The sequence below is a fragment of the Chitinibacter sp. S2-10 genome (assembly GCF_046530675.1).
Taxonomy (GTDB): domain Bacteria; phylum Pseudomonadota; class Gammaproteobacteria; order Burkholderiales; family Chitinibacteraceae; genus Chitinibacter.
The window spans coordinates 1,399,923-1,416,211 of record NZ_CP172558.1 but is presented as its reverse complement, the minus strand read 5'-3'; the positions used below and the strand labels follow the sequence as shown (position 1 = coordinate 1,416,211).

General features: G+C 52.2%; 15 protein-coding genes. 6 read left to right on the top strand and 9 right to left on the bottom strand.

Annotated elements, in window-relative coordinates; translation table 11 throughout:
• Positions 1–29: 29 nt before the first annotated feature.
• The 5 genes from ACG2XO_RS06775 to ACG2XO_RS06755 all read right to left on the bottom strand — a co-directional run bounded on the left by ACG2XO_RS06775 (position 30) and on the right by ACG2XO_RS06755 (position 4,520).
• Entirely contained in the window at positions 30–839 is an 810-nt protein-coding gene (locus ACG2XO_RS06775; protein WP_410500053.1) for a trypsin-like serine peptidase, read from the bottom strand.
• A 70-nt stretch (positions 840–909) separates the two neighbouring features.
• The gene (locus ACG2XO_RS06770; protein WP_410500052.1) at positions 910–1,470 is read right to left on the bottom strand and encodes a hypothetical protein; all 561 of its coding nucleotides are present in this window, start codon (positions 1,468–1,470) and stop codon (positions 910–912) included.
• A gap of 154 nt (positions 1,471–1,624) precedes the next feature.
• The gene (locus ACG2XO_RS06765; RefSeq protein WP_410500051.1) at positions 1,625–2,929 is read right to left on the bottom strand and encodes an ATP-binding protein; all 1,305 of its coding nucleotides are present in this window, start codon (positions 2,927–2,929) and stop codon (positions 1,625–1,627) included.
• Positions 2,930–3,117: 188 nt separating this feature from the next.
• The gene (gene rstA, locus ACG2XO_RS06760) at positions 3,118–3,846 is read right to left on the bottom strand and encodes a two-component system response regulator RstA (protein WP_410500050.1); all 729 of its coding nucleotides are present in this window, start codon (positions 3,844–3,846) and stop codon (positions 3,118–3,120) included.
• A 29-nt stretch (positions 3,847–3,875) separates the two neighbouring features.
• Positions 3,876–4,520 carry a HugZ family protein gene (locus ACG2XO_RS06755; protein ID WP_410500049.1) on the bottom strand — a complete coding sequence of 215 codons (645 nt, stop codon included), beginning with the start codon at positions 4,518–4,520 and terminating at the stop codon, positions 3,876–3,878.
• A 205-nt stretch (positions 4,521–4,725) separates the two neighbouring features.
• Between ACG2XO_RS06755 and ACG2XO_RS06750 the strand changes: the two genes are divergently transcribed.
• Positions 4,726–6,840 carry a methyl-accepting chemotaxis protein gene (locus ACG2XO_RS06750; RefSeq protein ID WP_410500048.1) on the top strand — a complete coding sequence of 705 codons (2,115 nt, stop codon included), beginning with the start codon at positions 4,726–4,728 and terminating at the stop codon, positions 6,838–6,840.
• A 560-nt stretch (positions 6,841–7,400) separates the two neighbouring features.
• Here the strand turns inward: ACG2XO_RS06750 and gyrB are convergent.
• From gyrB to dnaA, 3 genes are all read right to left on the bottom strand, one after another.
• The gene (gene gyrB / locus ACG2XO_RS06745; RefSeq protein ID WP_410500047.1) at positions 7,401–9,818 is read right to left on the bottom strand and encodes a DNA topoisomerase (ATP-hydrolyzing) subunit B; all 2,418 of its coding nucleotides are present in this window, start codon (positions 9,816–9,818) and stop codon (positions 7,401–7,403) included.
• A 93-nt stretch (positions 9,819–9,911) separates the two neighbouring features.
• Positions 9,912–11,018, bottom strand: a complete 1,107-nt coding sequence (gene dnaN, locus ACG2XO_RS06740; RefSeq protein ID WP_410500046.1) for a DNA polymerase III subunit beta — start codon at positions 11,016–11,018, stop codon at positions 9,912–9,914.
• A 100-nt stretch (positions 11,019–11,118) separates the two neighbouring features.
• Positions 11,119–12,528, bottom strand: coding sequence for a chromosomal replication initiator protein DnaA (gene dnaA, locus ACG2XO_RS06735; RefSeq protein WP_410500045.1), 1,410 nt, complete (start codon positions 12,526–12,528; stop codon positions 11,119–11,121).
• A gap of 227 nt (positions 12,529–12,755) precedes the next feature.
• Between dnaA and rpmH the strand changes: the two genes are divergently transcribed.
• Genes rpmH through yidC form a run of 4 tightly spaced genes read left to right on the top strand, consistent with a single transcriptional unit; the run spans position 12,756 to position 15,182 of the window.
• The gene (rpmH, locus tag ACG2XO_RS06730) at positions 12,756–12,890 is read left to right on the top strand and encodes a 50S ribosomal protein L34 (protein WP_081986631.1); all 135 of its coding nucleotides are present in this window, start codon (positions 12,756–12,758) and stop codon (positions 12,888–12,890) included.
• Between the two features lie 27 nt (positions 12,891–12,917).
• Positions 12,918–13,310, top strand: a complete 393-nt coding sequence (gene rnpA / locus ACG2XO_RS06725; protein ID WP_410500044.1) for a ribonuclease P protein component — start codon at positions 12,918–12,920, stop codon at positions 13,308–13,310.
• A 14-nt stretch (positions 13,311–13,324) separates the two neighbouring features.
• Positions 13,325–13,492 (top strand): membrane protein insertion efficiency factor YidD, encoded by a 168-nt coding sequence (gene yidD / locus ACG2XO_RS06720; RefSeq protein WP_410500043.1) that lies wholly within the window; start codon positions 13,325–13,327, stop codon positions 13,490–13,492.
• Positions 13,493–13,529: 37 nt separating this feature from the next.
• Positions 13,530–15,182, top strand: a complete 1,653-nt coding sequence (yidC, locus tag ACG2XO_RS06715; protein WP_410500042.1) for a membrane protein insertase YidC — start codon at positions 13,530–13,532, stop codon at positions 15,180–15,182.
• Positions 15,183–15,302: 120 nt separating this feature from the next.
• Here yidC and ACG2XO_RS06710 read toward each other — a convergent pair whose 3' ends face one another.
• Positions 15,303–15,584 (bottom strand): hypothetical protein, encoded by a 282-nt coding sequence (locus tag ACG2XO_RS06710; protein WP_410500041.1) that lies wholly within the window; start codon positions 15,582–15,584, stop codon positions 15,303–15,305.
• Between the two features lie 196 nt (positions 15,585–15,780).
• Here ACG2XO_RS06710 and ACG2XO_RS06705 point away from each other — a divergent pair, with 196 nt between their 5' ends.
• Complete coding sequence (locus ACG2XO_RS06705) at positions 15,781–16,284, top strand: DUF6803 family protein (RefSeq protein ID WP_410500040.1); 504 nt, start codon at positions 15,781–15,783, stop codon at positions 16,282–16,284.
• Positions 16,285–16,289: the final 5 nt, after the last annotated feature.

Sequence of the window (16,289 nt, the reverse complement as noted above, 5' to 3'; positions counted from 1 at the left end):
TTTATTCTCGAATTCCCGTATTGTAACTTCTACTTTACGGGTTTAGTGGGGAGATTGAGCACAGTGACACCGACATTATCGGCCTGCTGGCGGTTAAACCAATCCGGCGCCGAGCTTTGCACGGCGATCAGCGTCGGGCCGCTCATCGAAGCTGTCCGTAAATCAATCCAGATCGGTGAACCCGAATCTCCGGATAAAGTGTCACAACGATGGAAAATTGTGCCATTGCTGCGCAATTGCGTCAGTTGGCAACCTAGATGAGCCGATAAAATCGTATCGTGATCTTCGGCAAAGCCCGCCTGATTGATTTGCTGCTTTTGACGCAAAATGGTTTGCATCAATTGCTGGCGATTTCCCTTAAACACAGACATCGGCTGCGGTGCAACACCGTCTTTGAGCTTCAACTTGAGCAGCGCAATATCGTAGGGCGCAACCGCCGGGTCGATATACACATCGTCGCCCTTATAACTCAAACCTTTACGAAACTTCGGGTGAAATGTCTGCGAAATCACCTGATAGCGAGCCTGATATTTTCCATCGTGAAATCCCGCCATAAACCAGCGTCCGGCGTCGATCTTGCGCGGAATCATCAAAAAGCAATGCGCGGCGGTCACCGCCAGATCGGGCGCAATCAAGGTTGCGGTACACGTACCGCCCGATTTGACTTCCAAACGTCCAATCGCGTTATAGGGCGCGGCATACGGCGCGGGGATATTGACGCGATCATCATGAGCAAAAAATAAGGCCAGGCGCTCTTTTTCTATGTGCTCCGTATCAAGAGCCCACGCAGACATCGAGACCAAGATCAGCAAAACCCACAAAGGCCGCAGTTGTTTCATTTTTTCATTCCACAATAAAAAAAGGACGGCAAGCCGTCCTTTTTCTTAACGCCAGTGCTGTAACGCTAAATTACTTAGCCGCTACTTTAGAAGCAGCAGAAGCTTTAGATGCTACCGAAGCAGCAGATGCTTTTTTAGCTTGAGCTTTTTGAGCTGCAGAAGCTTTAGACGCTACAGAAGCTGCAGATGCTTTTTTAGCTTGAGCTTTTTGAGCTGCAGAAGCTTTAGATGCTACAGAAGCAGCAGATGCTTTTTTAGCTTGTGCTTTTTGAGCAGCAGAAGCTTTAGATGCTACAGAAGCTGCAGATGCTTTTTTGGCTTGAGCTTTTTGAGCTGCAGAAGCTTTAGACGCTACAGAAGCAGCAGAGGCTTTTTTGGCTTGTGCTTTTTGAGCTGCAGAAGCTTTAGATGCTACAGAAGCAGCAGATGCTTTTTTGGCTTGTGCTTTTTGAGCTGCAGAAGCTTTAGACGCTACAGAAGCAGCAGATGCTTTTTTAGCTTGTGCTTTTTGAGCTGCAGAAGCTTTAGATGCTACAGAAGCAGCAGAAGCTTTTTTAGCAGGAGCGGCAACAGCGAAAACTGAAGCAGCAGCAAATACAGTAGCGATAACGCCAGCAGCAATCTTGTTCATCTTGAAACTCCAAATATCAAATTCTTTTCACGGCATTCAACACGAATGCTCTAACGGGGCGAATTATGCGACTTGGTTTCAATTGGTGCGATGCAGCCTTAGTGATGATGTGTAACCGAAAGTACGTAGTTTTATTACTTCTTACTACATAAACTTACAAGCTATCCGCCGAACGCATTGGCGTTGGCCAGGTCAGGCTGATCCGGGCGCCGCCGCCAGGCGCATCATGAATGCCGACTGCACCGCTGTGTCCGCGCATAATCATCGCAACAATCGCCAGCCCCAGGCCAAAACCGCCAGTGGCTTTATTGCGGCTACCTTCAAGCCGGGTGAACGGCTGCAGTAATCGTGCACGATCTTCGATGGGAATACCTTCACCGTTATCATCGATATGCAGCGTCGCCGTACCATCCTGCCAGAGCAGCGTCAGGTGAATCTGCTTGCCGCCATAGCGCCGTGCATTGGATAAAACATTACTCACGGCCCGGCCGAAATAATAACTATCAACATCAAGCACCGGGCTCGTCTCGCCAGAGAAATTGTCAAAACCGGGCATTGCATCTTCCTGCGCATATTCTTTGAGCATCCGATCAATCCACGGCACGATTTCGAGCGGCTGAACTTCCATCCGCAATTGCGGGCTATCGAGGCTAGACATCGTTAACCATTCATCGATTAACTGGTCGATTTGCCCCAGATCGCGCTCTATGCCTTCGACTTGCGAAGCGCTATTCGCTCCGGCTTTGATCGCTTCGAGTCGATAGCGCAAACGCGCCAAAGGCGTTCGCAGGTCATGCGAAACCGCGTCTATCATTGCACGGCGCGAAGCAGTCAGCTCCTCGACATCGTGCGCCATGCGGTTAAAATTCGACCCCAGCGCGGCCAGCGGCGAGCTATCGTCAACGTCAACACGAACAGTAAAATCGCCCGAGCCCAAGCGACGACTCTGGCGGATAATCTGGATCAGATCGCGCCAGAAAGGCCGTAGCCACAACCAGGTCGGAATCCCCAGCGCCAGACACATCAGCACCAGCGCAACAATATCCATCCATGAAATACCGTCGAGCGACTCCAGAAACGGAATCGGCCCCAGCACGACAACCTGCTGTGTTTTGTGAATCCGGTGCAAATACAGGCCACGATCTTTGAGCAAAATAATGTCGCCGCGCTGTAGTGAGGCCTGATTTTCATCAGACAACACATAAGCATCGAGCGCTTCAATCGCCACCGGAACCGGCAACTTGCCGCGCAGCCGCGACGCTTCGTCATGCCACATCGATTGCGGTAAATCACCCAGCTCTTTTTCGATCAGCGACACGGTCGACAGAAACATATCGCTCAGATAGCGCTGATTGGTGCGCTCGATCATCTGCTTGTAAAAACCGCCAATCAGCAAAGATGAAGCGAGAAAACACAGCACGACAGTGAGATAAAAACGGATGAAAACTTGGCGCATCATGGACTCATTTCAATCATTGCACTGCGATCCATTCAAACCACATCAACTCGCGAAACGAGGCTCCCTCTCAAGGAGAGGGCGGGGGGAGTGGGAATAGAACATGAGGCGGCAATCAACAGCATTAGCTCTAGGGCTCGGTTTTGCCGAGAACTGCAATGGCAAAAAATCAATATACCCCGCCGCGTATATCACTCTTCCTGCCACCAAATATCGGCTGCGAACAGATACCCCTTGTTGCGGATGGTTTTGATTTTCAGCGGATCGAGCGGGTCGTCGTCGAGCTTTTTACGCAGACGCGAGATGGCGACGTCCATGCTGCGATCAAGGCCATCGTATTCGATGCCGCGCAGTTTTTTGAGCAAATGATCACGACTCAGGATTTCGCCCGCGTGGCTGGCCAGCTCCCATAGCAAATCAAAATCGCTGGTCGACAAACCCATAGGCTGGCCGCGATATTTCGAGCTGCGATTGCGCGCGTCGATTTGCAGTTTGCCAAAATTGAGTACCGACTGATCTTTGGCTGGTGCGCTCGCCAACAGATCCGCACCTTTTTGTCCGACATGGCGCAAATGCGCGCGAATCCGCGCCAAAAGCACCGACGGTGGCGTCGTTTTCACCACATAGTCGGTCGCGCCAATTTCAAAGCCCAGAATCTGGTTCATATCACTATTGAGCGAGGTCAGCAGAATGATCGGGCCGGTATAAAACTCGCGCAGCTCGCGGCATAGCGTCAGCCCGTCTTTGCCCGGCAGCATAATGTCGAGCAGAATCAGCTCGGGCGGATTGGTTTTCACACTCTCGATGACGTTCAGACCATCACTCAAGACATCAACCGAAAACTCGAACGAGCGCAAAAAGCCACCAATCAACTCGGCCAGATCGGCATCATCTTCGACAAACAAAACCCGGGTGCTCATGCGATTAAAATCCCCTGAGATAAACTGTTTCAACTATTTTGCAAACCTTGCAGCGCCTGCGTAACTTCAGCCACATTGTGACAGATCCGGGGAAAATCATGTCGGATCAACCTGTCGGCGACACGAAGATCGTAACCCGCTAAATCTATGCCAACCATTTCACCATCAGGCCGCCCGCCAGTCATTGGCTCGGAAAATTGCGCCAGTAACTCGGCCTCTTCGGCCAGCGTCAGGCTCGGCGCCGAATCCCACATCTCGCCCTCGACCCACCCCATGCGCCCAAATCCCGCGATATACCTCGCCCGCAGAGGCCACAAGCGCCAGACGGCAAAATCACCCATCGCCAGATAACTGGCCAACTCGGGATTGTAACGCGCCAAACGGCTTTCAAGCAGCGCATCCACAGTGGCTGGCTGCAAATCACCCAAAATCGTCAGCCTTGCCTTGCTCAGCCCCATTTCATCGTCGTGCAACAGTACGCTGACCTTGCTGTCATTCAGCACATTTTGCGTGTGCTCGGCCAAACGGCTCATGATCAGCAAAGGCCGCCCCGCTTCGTCGGCGATCATAGGCAACCACGACACATGCGGATAGCCCGCCATCTGCGCCGAATTACTCGCCAGCGCCAGCGATCGGCAGCGCCGGATCAACGAGATGGCTTCAGGCCAGAGCATATTTGTTTTCCTTGTATTAACTGCTTGAGATTGCAATCCAAAGTCTTTGCCAGAATGCTTCGTACGATCATACGGCCATTCCGAAAAAACAGAAAATCCGATAGTGATAAACCATACTGAATTTCGCTGCACATTGCTTTGAATACACCAAGCGATGTGTCATCAAAATGTAAATCATGACCCGCACATCGCCGGAGACAAAACAATGAGTATTTTTGATTTTTTGTTTGGTCAGCACAGCAAATCAGCCTTACTGGATAAAACGACAGCGGCAAAATCCCAAGAACAAGCGCTGATACAGGATTTACGCGGGCAGGTTGAGGCAATTGGTAAAGCGATGGGGGTCATCGAATTTAATCTGGACGGCACGATCCTGAATGCCAATGCCAATTTTCTGGCCGTAGTCGGCTATTCGCTTGACGAGATACAAGGCCGTCATCATCGGCTGTTTGTTGATCCGGACTATGCCAATAGCATCGAATACGCCCAGTTCTGGGATCGGCTGGCACGAGGTCAATACGATGCGGGTCAGTACAAACGGATAGCCAAAGACGGACGTGAAGTCTGGATTCAGGCCTCTTACAATCCGATCATGGACATCAATGGCAAGCCGTTCAAAGTCGTGAAATACGCCACCGATATCAGCCAGCAAGTCATGCGCAATGCCGATTTTGCAGGGCAACTCGGCGCCATTGGCAAAGTCATGGGCGTCATCGAATTTAATCTGGACGGCACGGTCATCACCGCTAACGCCAATTTTTTGCAGGTCATCGGCTATACGCTCGACGAAATCCGCGGGCAACATCACCGGATGTTCATGCCGCAGGCAGAATGCAATACCCCCGAATACCGTCAATTTTGGGAGCGATTGGGGCACGGCGAATATGATGCCGGGCAATACAAACGCATCGGCAAAGGCGGCAAAGAAATCTGGATTCAGGCTTCGTACAACCCGATTCTCGATGCCAGCGGACGCCCATGCAAAGTCGTGAAATACGCAACCGAAATTACCGAACAAAAACTACGCTCGGCCGATTTTGAAGGGCAACTGGCCGCCATTAGCCAATCCATGGGCGTGATCGAATTTAATCTGGATGGGACGGTCATCCAGGCCAATCCGAATTTCCTGCAAGTGATTGGGTATTCACTCGAAGAAATCCGTGGTCAACACCACCGGATGTTTGTCGATCCAGCTGAGAGCAACAGCCAGGCATATCACCAGTTCTGGGAGAAACTGGGGCGCGGCGAATACGATGCCGGACAATACAAGCGAATCGCCAAAGGAAATCGTGAAATCTGGATTCAAGCCTCCTACAACCCGATTCTGGATCTGAATGGCAAACCGTACAAAGTCGTTAAATATGCCAGCGACATTACCGCGCAAATCGAGGCCAACCAGGCCGTCGTGCTGGCGGTGAAAGAAACGCAGGAGCTGGTATCCGCCGCCACGGAAGGCGATTTGACGCGACGGATTCCGCTCCAGAATAAATCAGGCTCGACAGAAGAACTATGCCGGGGGGTGAATGAACTGGTGCACAACATGGCCAGCATCATCAGCTTGCTAAAAAACAGCAGCGCTGCGGTAACGACCGCCTCAGCAGAAATCGCCTCGGGCAATCAGGATTTGAGCAAGCGCACTGAATCACAAGCCGCCAGCCTGGAGGAAACCGCCAGCAGCATGGAAGAGCTAACCTCGACCGTGAAGCAAAACGCAGATAATGCGCGTCAGGCCAATCAGCTGGCCGTGGTGGCCTCCGAGATCGCCAGCAAAGGCGGCGACGTGGTCAAGGCCTCAGTGGATACAATGGCGCAAATCAGCTCGTCGTCAAAAATGATTTACGACATTATCAGCGTGATTGACGGCATTGCTTTTCAAACCAACATCTTGGCGCTCAATGCGGCAGTTGAAGCCGCCAGAGCGGGCGAGCAAGGACGCGGATTTGCGGTGGTCGCCGCCGAAGTGCGCAATCTGGCACAGCGTAGCGCCAATGCGGCAAAAGAAATCAAAGGGCTGATTACCGAAAGCGTTTCCAAAATCGAAAAAGGCACCGAGCAAGTGAACCATGCAGGGCAATCGATGGAAGACATCGTTAAAAGCATCACCAATGTGACGTCGATTATTGCCGAAATCAGCGCTGCAAGTGCCGAACAAAGCGCAGGCATTTTGCAGGTCAGCCAGGCCATCACACAGATGGATGATGTCACCCAGCAAAATTCTGCGCTGGTTGAACAAGCCGCAGCCTCTTCGACCGCCTTAGCCGAACAGGCCGCCAGTATGGCACAAATTGTCAGTCGCTTTAAAGTTGATACCGTCGACTAGGCTGGAATTTATAGTTGGTATATCTACGTAGACCAATACAGGCAATGCATAAAACAACATACCACCATACCGTATTAAGCATAGACCGCGAAGCGGCTGGCACCGCCCGATGCCCGCTTAGCCAGATACATGGCTTGATCGGCTTCGCTCAGCCATGTTTCGGCATTTTAAGCCCGGCATGATATTCATTAATCCCGACTGTAGGATCCCATTTTGATTTAGATCCGAGCCTACCCAAATCAAGGTCAATCTAGACGAAAATGGGATTCGTCTGGTTGCTCAGTTCCATTCTCGTAAATAATCCTCTCTCCCATACTTTTTCTCGCCTTGTTGTAATCAATAATTTCGGGCATCAACTAAGGTGATTTGAACCGCCTTGGCCGGATTGAGGATCAACCCCAACTGGGATCATCGCAAATCCTACGGCAATTTTCTTTGTACAAATAGCGACAAAATCCAATAAAAAAGCCCCTTCCGGGGCTTTTTTAGCTTCAAACTGAAATCCCAAAAATCTAGAAAAGTGGGAAATATCCAGAAGTTAATGGGATCCTACAAAAAGCTTAAACGTCGAGGTTACGCGCAACCAGCGCGTTTTGTTCGATGAAATGGCGACGAGGTTCAACTTGATCGCCCATCAGTGTCGTGAAGACTTCGTCAGCGGCGATGGCATCACCGATGTTCACTTTAAGCAGGCGGCGCACGGTGACGTCCATCGTCGTTTCCCATAGCTGCTCCGGGTTCATCTCGCCCAGACCTTTATAGCGTTGGATGCTCATATTGCGGCGGACTTCGGCCAGTAGCCAGTCAAGGGCTTCTTTGAAGTTGCGCACCGGCTGAGTATGGTCGCCACGGCGGATGATGGCTTTGTCGCCGATCAGGCCCAGCAGCATTTCGGCCATGCGTTTGATTTGCGCGTAGTCGCCCGACAGGATGAAATCGTTGTCTATGTATTGCATCGTGGTCACGCCGTGCAGGTGGCGGGCAATGCGAATCTGGTAGCCCGCTTCTACCGGCTCGACCACAAAGGTAAAGGCCGGGTGCTTCACGGCATCGGCCAGGCGGTTGGCCGAATCTTGCGCGGCGGCTTCGCTTTCCAGGCTGAGCGGCTGCATGGTGAGCATGGCGTTCAGGATCATCGGGTCGATAAAGCGGCTTTCGCGCTCGATCACTGCTTCGGTGACGAAATACTGCTTCGCCAGCGTTTCCAGCGCTTCGCCAGAGATGCCGTCTTGATCAGCACCATTTGGTAGCAGCTCGGAGCCATCCATCGCGGCGCGCAGCAGGTATTGTTTCAGCTCCTGCTCGTCTTTCAGATAGGTTTCACGCTTGCCTTGCTTCACTTTAAATAGTGGCGGCTGGGCGATATAGATATAGCCGCGCTCTACCAGCTCGGGCAATTGGCGGTAGAAGAAGGTCAGCAGCAGCGTACGAATGTGCGAGCCGTCCACGTCCGCGTCGGTCATGATAATGATGCGGTGGTAGCGCAGTTTTTCGATATTGAAATCGTCTTTACCAATGCCGCAGCCCAGCGCGGTAATCAGCGTACCGACTTCCTGGCTGGCCAGCATACGGTCAAAGCGCGCGCGCTCGACGTTCAAAATCTTACCTTTCAATGGCAAGATGGCCTGGAATTTGCGATCACGGCCTTGCTTGGCCGAACCGCCGGCGGAATCACCCTCGACCAGATACAGCTCGGATAATTCGGGATTTTTTTCCTGGCAATCGGCCAATTTGCCGGGCAGACCGAGGCCGTCGAGCACGCCTTTGCGACGGGTGATTTCACGCGCTTTGCGCGCCGCTTCACGCGCACGCGCTGCGTCGACAATCTTGCCGCAAATGATTTTGGCGTCAGTCGGATTTTCCAGCAGGAAGTCGGCCAGCGCCTGGCTCACCACTTCATTCACCACGGGAGCAATTTCACCCGACACCAATTTATCTTTGGTTTGACTGCTGAATTTCGGATCAGGCAATTTCACCGACAATACGCAAGTCAGGCCTTCGCGCATATCGTCGCCGCCGGTTTCTACTTTGGCTTTCTTGGCAAAGTCGTGGCTGTCGATATATTGATTGAGCGTACGCGTCATTACCTGGCGCAGCGCCGTCATGTGGGTGCCGCCGTCGCGCTGCGGAATATTATTGGTAAAGCACTGCACCGATTCTTGGTACGAGTCATTCCACTGCATCGACACTTCAACGGTCATGCCGTCTTTTTCGCCGATGGCGTAGAAAATATGCGGGTGCAGTACGGTTTTGTTGCGGTTCACGTACTCAACGAAACCACGCACACCGCCGGTGTAATTGAAGTTTTCTTCCTTGCCGTGGCGGCGGTCGATTAATTGAATATTCACGCCATTATTCAGGAATGACAATTCGCGAATCCGCTTGGCGAGGATTTCGAAATGGAATTCGATCAGGCCAAAAGTCTCGACCGAAGCGAAGAAATGCACCTCGGTACCACGGCGGTCGGTTTCGCCGATCACTTTCAATGGCGATACCGCTTCACCCTGACGGAATTCCATCGAGTGAACTTTACCGTCCCTACGTATAGTCAGGCGAAGCCAGTCTGATAGCGCGTTGACAACCGATACCCCCACCCCATGCAAACCGCCGGATACTTTGTAGCTGTTCTGGTCAAACTTGCCGCCGGCGTGCAGCTCGGTCATCACGATCTCAGCGGCAGAGCGCTTGAATTCGTCGTCTTCCTTGATCGCCGTAGGGATACCACGGCCATTGTCTTCGACCGAAATCGAGTTATCGGCATGAATAATGACTTTGATCGTGTCGCAATGCCCGGCCAGCGCTTCGTCAATCGCGTTATCGAGCACCTCGAACACCATATGGTGCAAACCAGTGCCATCCCCCGTGTCGCCGATATACATACCAGGGCGTTTGCGTACGGCTTCCAGACCTTTCAGGATACGGATACTGTCGGCGCCATATTCAGGCTGATTCACTTCGGGAAGATTATTTTCGCTCATAGGACTCTTGTATGTCAGGTGTGAGGAGTGAGGGGTTAGGTGCAGAGAGGGGTGAGCGCTTATTCCTCACGCCTCTCTTCCAACACCTCACACCTAGATACGCATTGGCATTACGATGTATTTGAAATGTTCGTTATCGGGGATCGTTACCAGCACACTGGAATTGACATCGCCAAAATAGCAATGCAGCGTTTCAACCGAGATATTGGTCAATACATCCAGCAGGTATTGGATGTTAAACCCCACATCCAGTGGCTCGTGGGCATATACCACCTCAAGCTCTTCCTGTGCTTCTTCCTGCTCATTGTTATTACACAGAATTTTGAGGGTATTGTCAGTCAGCACCAGACGCACGCCACGGAATTTTTCGTTCGACAAAATTGCCGCGCGTTGCATCGACGACAACAGCGCCTGACGGTCTACGCTGAGCAAACGGGTATTGTTTTGCGGAATCACGCGGTTGTAATCAGGGAATTTGCCATCAACGACTTTGCTGTGAATCACGATATTGCCAAAGCTGAATTTGACCTGATTGGTCGCGATGTCGATGGTCACTTCGTCGTCAACATCGCCCAGCAATTTGTACAATTCAAGAATGGTTTTGCGCGGCAAGATCACTTCGTTTTTCTCAAACGAGCTCGCCAGCTCGGTCGAGGCAAAACCCAAACGGTGGCCGTCGGTCGCAACGAGTTTGAGCAAATTGCCCTCAGTGACCATGAACATGCCGTTCAGATAGTAACGGATATCCTGATGCGCCATCGCAAATTGCACACGGCTCAAGAGCGCTTTCAACTGGCCTTGTGGAATCCGTACCGTTGCGCGCAAATTGGTATCGACGGCCAGTTGCGGGAAATCATTGGCGGGCAAGGTTTGCAGCGCAAAGCGGCTTTTACCGGCCTTGATCGTCAAACGGCCATCGGCCTCTTCGAACGACACGACAGTTTTATCAGGAATCGCACGCAAAATATCGGATAGTTTTTTCGCCGCAACGGTAATCGCAAAATCACCGCCGGAAAAACCTTCCGCCTGCTGGCTGCTGATCTGGATTTCGAGGTCGGTACCGGTAAAGACCAGTTGCTCGCCCTCTTTCTTGATCAGTACATTAGAGAGAATCGGCAAAGTATGTCTGCGCTCAACGATACCGGTTACGGTAGCCAGCGGTTTTAAGAGCGAATCGCGTTCAGCTTGCAGCAGTTGCATTTTCCCTCACCCAGTCAAAATCATGAAATAAAAAGAAGCCCAATTCTACCTGAAATCACCCGATTATTCAGATTCGGGCAAGCCCAAGCGGAGCAATCAATCAGGAACGCAACATCTGCAGCAATACACTGTATTGATGCGCCATTTCCTGATCGCTCTGACGGAAATCCTGAATCGTCCGGCAGGCATGCAGCACCGTCGTATGATCTCGCCCGCCAAACGCGTCGCCAATCGCAGGCAGGCTCATTTGCGTCAATTCTTTGGTCAGCGCCATCGCCATTTGCCGTGGCCGCGCAATATCGCGCGTTCGCTTTTTGCTGTGCATATCGGCGACTTTGATTTTGTAGAAGTCTGCGACAGTTTTTTGAATATTTTCGACCGATACCTGGCGATTACCCGAAGCCAGAATATCGCGCAGCGCTTCTTTGGCCGAATCGACCGTAATCGCTTGATTGGTAAAGCGCGAATACGCCATCACGCGCTTCAAAGCGCCTTCGAGTTCGCGCACATTCGAGCGGATATTTTTGGCCATAAAAAAGGCGACATTGGCGTCGAGCTTGAAATGCTCGGCTTCGGCTTTTTTCAGCAAAATCGCGACGCGCATTTCGGTTTCCGGTGGTTCAATCGGCACGATCAAACCCCAGGAAAAACGGCTGGTCAGACGTTCCTGCAAACCTTCGATTTCGCGCGGGATTTTGTCGCTAGTCAGAATGATCTGCTTGCCGCTCTCAAGCAGCGCATTAAACAGATAAAAAAATTCTTCCTGCGTGCGATCTTTCCCGACAAAGAACTGAATATCATCGACCAGCAGCACGTCGAGCGAGTGATAGTATTTTTTAAAGTCGTCAAATGACTTGTGCTGATACGCCTTGACGACGTCCTGAACATACTTTTCGGCATGGATATAGCGGATTTTGGCTTGCGGATTGTGCTGATGCACAAAATTGCCAATCGCCTGTGTCAAATGCGTTTTACCCAAGCCCACGCCGCCATAAACAAATAGCGGGTTGTAGCTGACCCCCGGATTTTCGGCGACCTGCATCGCGGCAGCACGCGCGACCTGATTGGCTTTACCCGTGACCAGCGTATCAAAGGTGTGCCCCGGGTTCAGTCGCGACAACTCATGATTTGATCCCGCCACATCAAAGCGTTTGGCCGGCTTGGGAGCCGGTGCAGGCGCAGCTGCCGGCTGAGCCAAATCGCTATTATCCACAGCGACCGCCTTGGTCACCGGAGCTGCCTGCGCAGCAACGCCGACCTTGAGTTCAATATGCGGCGGAACACCGCCACACACCTTGGCTGCCGCCATTTCAATCATGCCCAAATAACGGTCACGAATGAATTGCAGGAAAATCTGATTCGGCACCGCAATCACCAGCGCACCGTCGATCACCTGAACACTGTTGGCCAGCGGCTTGATCCAGATATTGAACTGGCTGGCCGCCAGATTTTGCTGGAGCTCATTAAGGCAGTGCGGCCAAAGCGCTTCGGTCGAAACTTGTGTTTGCATGAGGGACAGTCCATCACCACGGCATCGATCATATTTTGCAATGACCAGCTTGCGCGGCAGGCGACAGATTCACGGTTGGTAATGGGAAGCGCTTGATTGTACCGATTTGCTCTCAACTTATCCACAGCCAAACCCCCGCATGTACAAAACATTTTGGCTTGACAAGGCACTCGGTTCACTGATTAAATCGCGTGTTTACTGCACCTTTTACAAATCTAGGATTCATCATGAAGCGTACTTTCCAACCTTCTGTAATCAAACGCAAGCGTACTCACGGCTTTCGCGTTCGCATGAGCACTGTCGGTGGCCGTCGCGTTCTGAACGCACGCCGCGCCAAAGGCCGTAAAGTACTGTCTGCCTAAGCCTTGCTTAAGCCAGCAGACCACGGCATGTGTAGCGACACCCGCTACCGCTTTACGCGTTATGGCTTTAAACGGTCTGCGCGTTTACTAAAAACGGATGATTTTTCATCCGTTTTTAGTTTGCGCGCTTCCGTCGGTAATGATTATTTCCAGATTTTGGGAAAACCCAATCAAACCGCCGAAGCACGCCTCGGATTGGTCGTTGGCAAAAAAACCGACAAGCGCGCCGTTGGCCGCAATTATATCAAGCGTACGATCCGTGAAACTTTCCGCCTGAATGCCACTCAACTGGCAGGGCTGGATATTGTGGTACGTTCGCGCAAGGCGTTTACCCGCCAGGAAGGCGCAGCAGCCCGAGCCGCTTTATTAACTTTGTTTAAGAAAATCCGCTCGTGTCGCGCCTTATCATCGCATTTGTGAAACTATATCAGCTTATGATCAGCCCGCTTTTGGGGCCGCGCTGCCGTTTTACGCCGACTTGCTCGCAGTACAGCATTGAAGCAGTTCAAAAATACGGCGCCGCCAAAGGCAGCTATCTGACTGTTCGCCGATTGTGCCGCTGTCACCCCTGGGGTGACTGCGGGTATGATCCGGTACCTTAACCTTACTAAATCTGAGTTGGGAGCTCATCCGTATAAAATGGATACCAAGAGACTCATTGTATTTATTGCGCTGTCGTTCGGCATTTTGTATTTCTGGCAGCAGTATATGGAGCAGCGCTACCCGCAGATCAAGCAGCCTGCGACCGCATCCAGCGTCGTTGCCAACGCGTCTGAAGCTAGCGCCGTAGCAAGCACAGCCAGCGCACCCGAAGCAGGCCGCCTGGCCAAGGGTCAGCGCATCAGCGTGACGACCGACTTGCTGCAAGCCGTGATCGACACCAATGGTGCCGACCTGCGTGAAGTGAAATTGCTCAAGCACGGCGATACGAAAGATCCGAAAAAACCATTCACCCTGCTGCAAGATGAAGGCGAGCACATTTATGTGGCGCAAACCGGCTTGCTCGGTGATGGCCTGCCAACGCACAAAGACATTTTCACCAGCGCGCAAAGCAGCTACAGCCTGGCTGATGGCCAAAATGAAGTGGCCGTACGCCTGGAAAGCGTCACTGCCAGCGGCGTTAAAATTGCCAAAATCTACACCTTCAAACGCGATCAGTATGTCGTCGATGTGAAGTATGAAATCGTCAACGCCAGTACTGCGCCAGTGACGGCCAGCGCCTACTACCGCCTGATCCGTGACGGCAAAGTAGAAAATCCGGGCATGTTTGGCACGCACACTTTCACGGGCCCAGCGGTTTACACCGACGAAGGCAAGTTCCAGAAAGTGGACTTTGAAAAAATCACCAAAGGAGAAGCCAAATACGTCCCAAGCGCGAAAGACGGCTGGATTGCAATGGTGCAGCACTACTTTGCTTCGGGCTGGATTTTCTCACCAAAAGACGGTGCCGCAGTTTGCTCGCCAAACGCTTGCCGTTATGAGATGAAAACACTGCCGGACAATATGTTTGCAGTCAGCGCCACCGTAGACATTCCGACGATTGCTGCGGGACAAAAAGCGGAAAAATCAGTCGGTCTGTACGTTGGTCCGCAGGAAACTAAGCGCCTAAAAGACACAGCCAAAGACTTTGATCTGGTTAAAGACTACGGCATGTTCACCATTTTCAGTAAACCGCTGTTTGCCGTACTGCAGTTTATCCACGGTTTCGTCGGCAACTGGGGCTGGTCGATCATTCTGGTGACTTTGCTGATCAAAGCCGCGTTCTTCCCGTTGGCCAGTGCAAGCTACCGCTCAATGGCAAAAATGCGCCAGCTTGCGCCACGCATGGAAGCGCTGAAGCAGCGTCATGGCGACGACCGCATGAAATTCCAGCAAGCAGTGATGGAAATGTACAAGACCGAAAAGGTCAACCCGCTTGGCGGCTGTCTGCCGATGCTGGTGCAGATTCCGGTCTTTATCGCTTTCTACTGGATGCTCTTGGCCGCCGTAGAGCTGCGTCAGGCACCGTGGGAATTCTGGATTCACGACCTGGCGATTCCAGACCCGTTCTACATCCTGCCGCTGATCATGGCCGTATCAATGTACGTGCAATCGTCACTGTCACCACCGCCACCTGATCCGATGCAGGCCAAAATGATGAAGTGGATGCCGATTGCCTTCTCGGTGTTCTTCTTCTTCTTCCCCGCAGGTTTAGTGCTGTACTGGGTCGTGAACAACATCCTGTCGATCGCCCAGCAGTACGTGATTACCAAGCAGGTTGAAAAACAAGCTGTAGCCGCCAAGAACAGCTAATCGCTAGGCGCAATCTACAAAGCCACCTCATCTCGAGGTGGCTTTTTTATTACCCCTGCAGGTATATAAAGCTAGCCTTTATCCAGCCTGCCCCAATGGGCAATACCCCTTCACCGCCTATCAAGCAATCCCACCACACTGCAAAGCCTGATCTGGCGCAATATCTTGTGCGCGTTTTGCTTTCACAATCAAATCCATCTCATCGACAACGATGGCATCATGTTCAAACTCGGCTGGCGTTCTATCCGCATCTTGCTGCTCGCACTGCTGGTGCTCTTTGGCAGCAGCCTGAGCTTTGCGGCCGTCAGCCAGCACGCGACGCCGACCATCGCCAGTCATTGTGTCGATCAAAACCATCCCGACAGCACCAGCCCGCAGCAAGCGCTTGATTGTCTTGGTCATTGCGCGCTACCAGCGCCGATAGTCTGCGCACCCACTACGCTGCAATATCGCCAGCATCGTACTGGCCTGCCCCAGCCTGACTTTATCAGCATCGAACAAACGCCACCCTCGCCCCCGCCCAAGCTCTCCGCCGTCTAAACCCTGTACACATCCCGTTTAAACGCACTGGGCGCATACGCGCCTGCGGAGAAAAATCATGAATATGACGCATTACATGGGCCTATTGGCCGACAATCAACCGTGGAATCTGCTGCTGTTTATGGCGATTCCGGTGATCCTCGCCGAAACCGTCGCGATTACCGAATTATTTATTCTGTTTTCGCGCAAACTCGACGGCACGCTGCGTCAAATCAATCGCTTCGCCAGCATCGTCGGCGGCGTTTACTTCACTGGCGTGTTTATCTACCTGATGAAAACCGCCGTGATCCCGCTGACCGCCAGCGGCGGCTGGCTGGGTGCGGCCGATGTGATTGCGGTGGGTTTTTATCTCAGCGGCATTATTCCGCTCGGCGGCATGGCATTGCTCGATCTGGGGCTGATCTGCAAAGCATGGGACGATGAGCGCAAGCTGAAACTGCACGCAATCTTTGTCGCGATCTTCCTCGTCGTAGCGCATATTGCGATGATTTTCGGCATGCTTGATCCAACATTGCTGATGTCGAATGCACCGATGGCGGGCATGGAAGGCATGTCGCACTAAGCGGC

Coding starts and splice junctions, on each gene's coding strand:
- ACG2XO_RS06775 (WP_410500053.1), bottom strand. CDS start 839: ATGAAACAACTGCGGCCTTTGTGGGTTTTGCTGATCTTGGTCTCGATG.
- ACG2XO_RS06770 (WP_410500052.1), bottom strand. CDS start 1,470: ATGAACAAGATTGCTGCTGGCGTTATCGCTACTGTATTTGCTGCTGCT.
- ACG2XO_RS06765 (WP_410500051.1), bottom strand. CDS start 2,929: ATGATGCGCCAAGTTTTCATCCGTTTTTATCTCACTGTCGTGCTGTGT.
- rstA (WP_410500050.1), bottom strand. CDS start 3,846: ATGAGCACCCGGGTTTTGTTTGTCGAAGATGATGCCGATCTGGCCGAG.
- ACG2XO_RS06755 (WP_410500049.1), bottom strand. CDS start 4,520: ATGCTCTGGCCTGAAGCCATCTCGTTGATCCGGCGCTGCCGATCGCTG.
- ACG2XO_RS06750 (WP_410500048.1), top strand. CDS start 4,726: ATGAGTATTTTTGATTTTTTGTTTGGTCAGCACAGCAAATCAGCCTTA.
- gyrB (WP_410500047.1), bottom strand. CDS start 9,818: ATGAGCGAAAATAATCTTCCCGAAGTGAATCAGCCTGAATATGGCGCC.
- dnaN (WP_410500046.1), bottom strand. CDS start 11,018: ATGCAACTGCTGCAAGCTGAACGCGATTCGCTCTTAAAACCGCTGGCT.
- dnaA (WP_410500045.1), bottom strand. CDS start 12,528: ATGCAAACACAAGTTTCGACCGAAGCGCTTTGGCCGCACTGCCTTAAT.
- rpmH (WP_081986631.1), top strand. CDS start 12,756: ATGAAGCGTACTTTCCAACCTTCTGTAATCAAACGCAAGCGTACTCAC.
- rnpA (WP_410500044.1), top strand. CDS start 12,918: ATGTGTAGCGACACCCGCTACCGCTTTACGCGTTATGGCTTTAAACGG.
- yidD (WP_410500043.1), top strand. CDS start 13,325: ATGATCAGCCCGCTTTTGGGGCCGCGCTGCCGTTTTACGCCGACTTGC.
- yidC (WP_410500042.1), top strand. CDS start 13,530: ATGGATACCAAGAGACTCATTGTATTTATTGCGCTGTCGTTCGGCATT.
- ACG2XO_RS06710 (WP_410500041.1), bottom strand. CDS start 15,584: ATGACCAAGACAATCAAGCGCTTGCTGCGGGCTGGTGCTGTCGGGATG.
- ACG2XO_RS06705 (WP_410500040.1), top strand. CDS start 15,781: ATGAATATGACGCATTACATGGGCCTATTGGCCGACAATCAACCGTGG.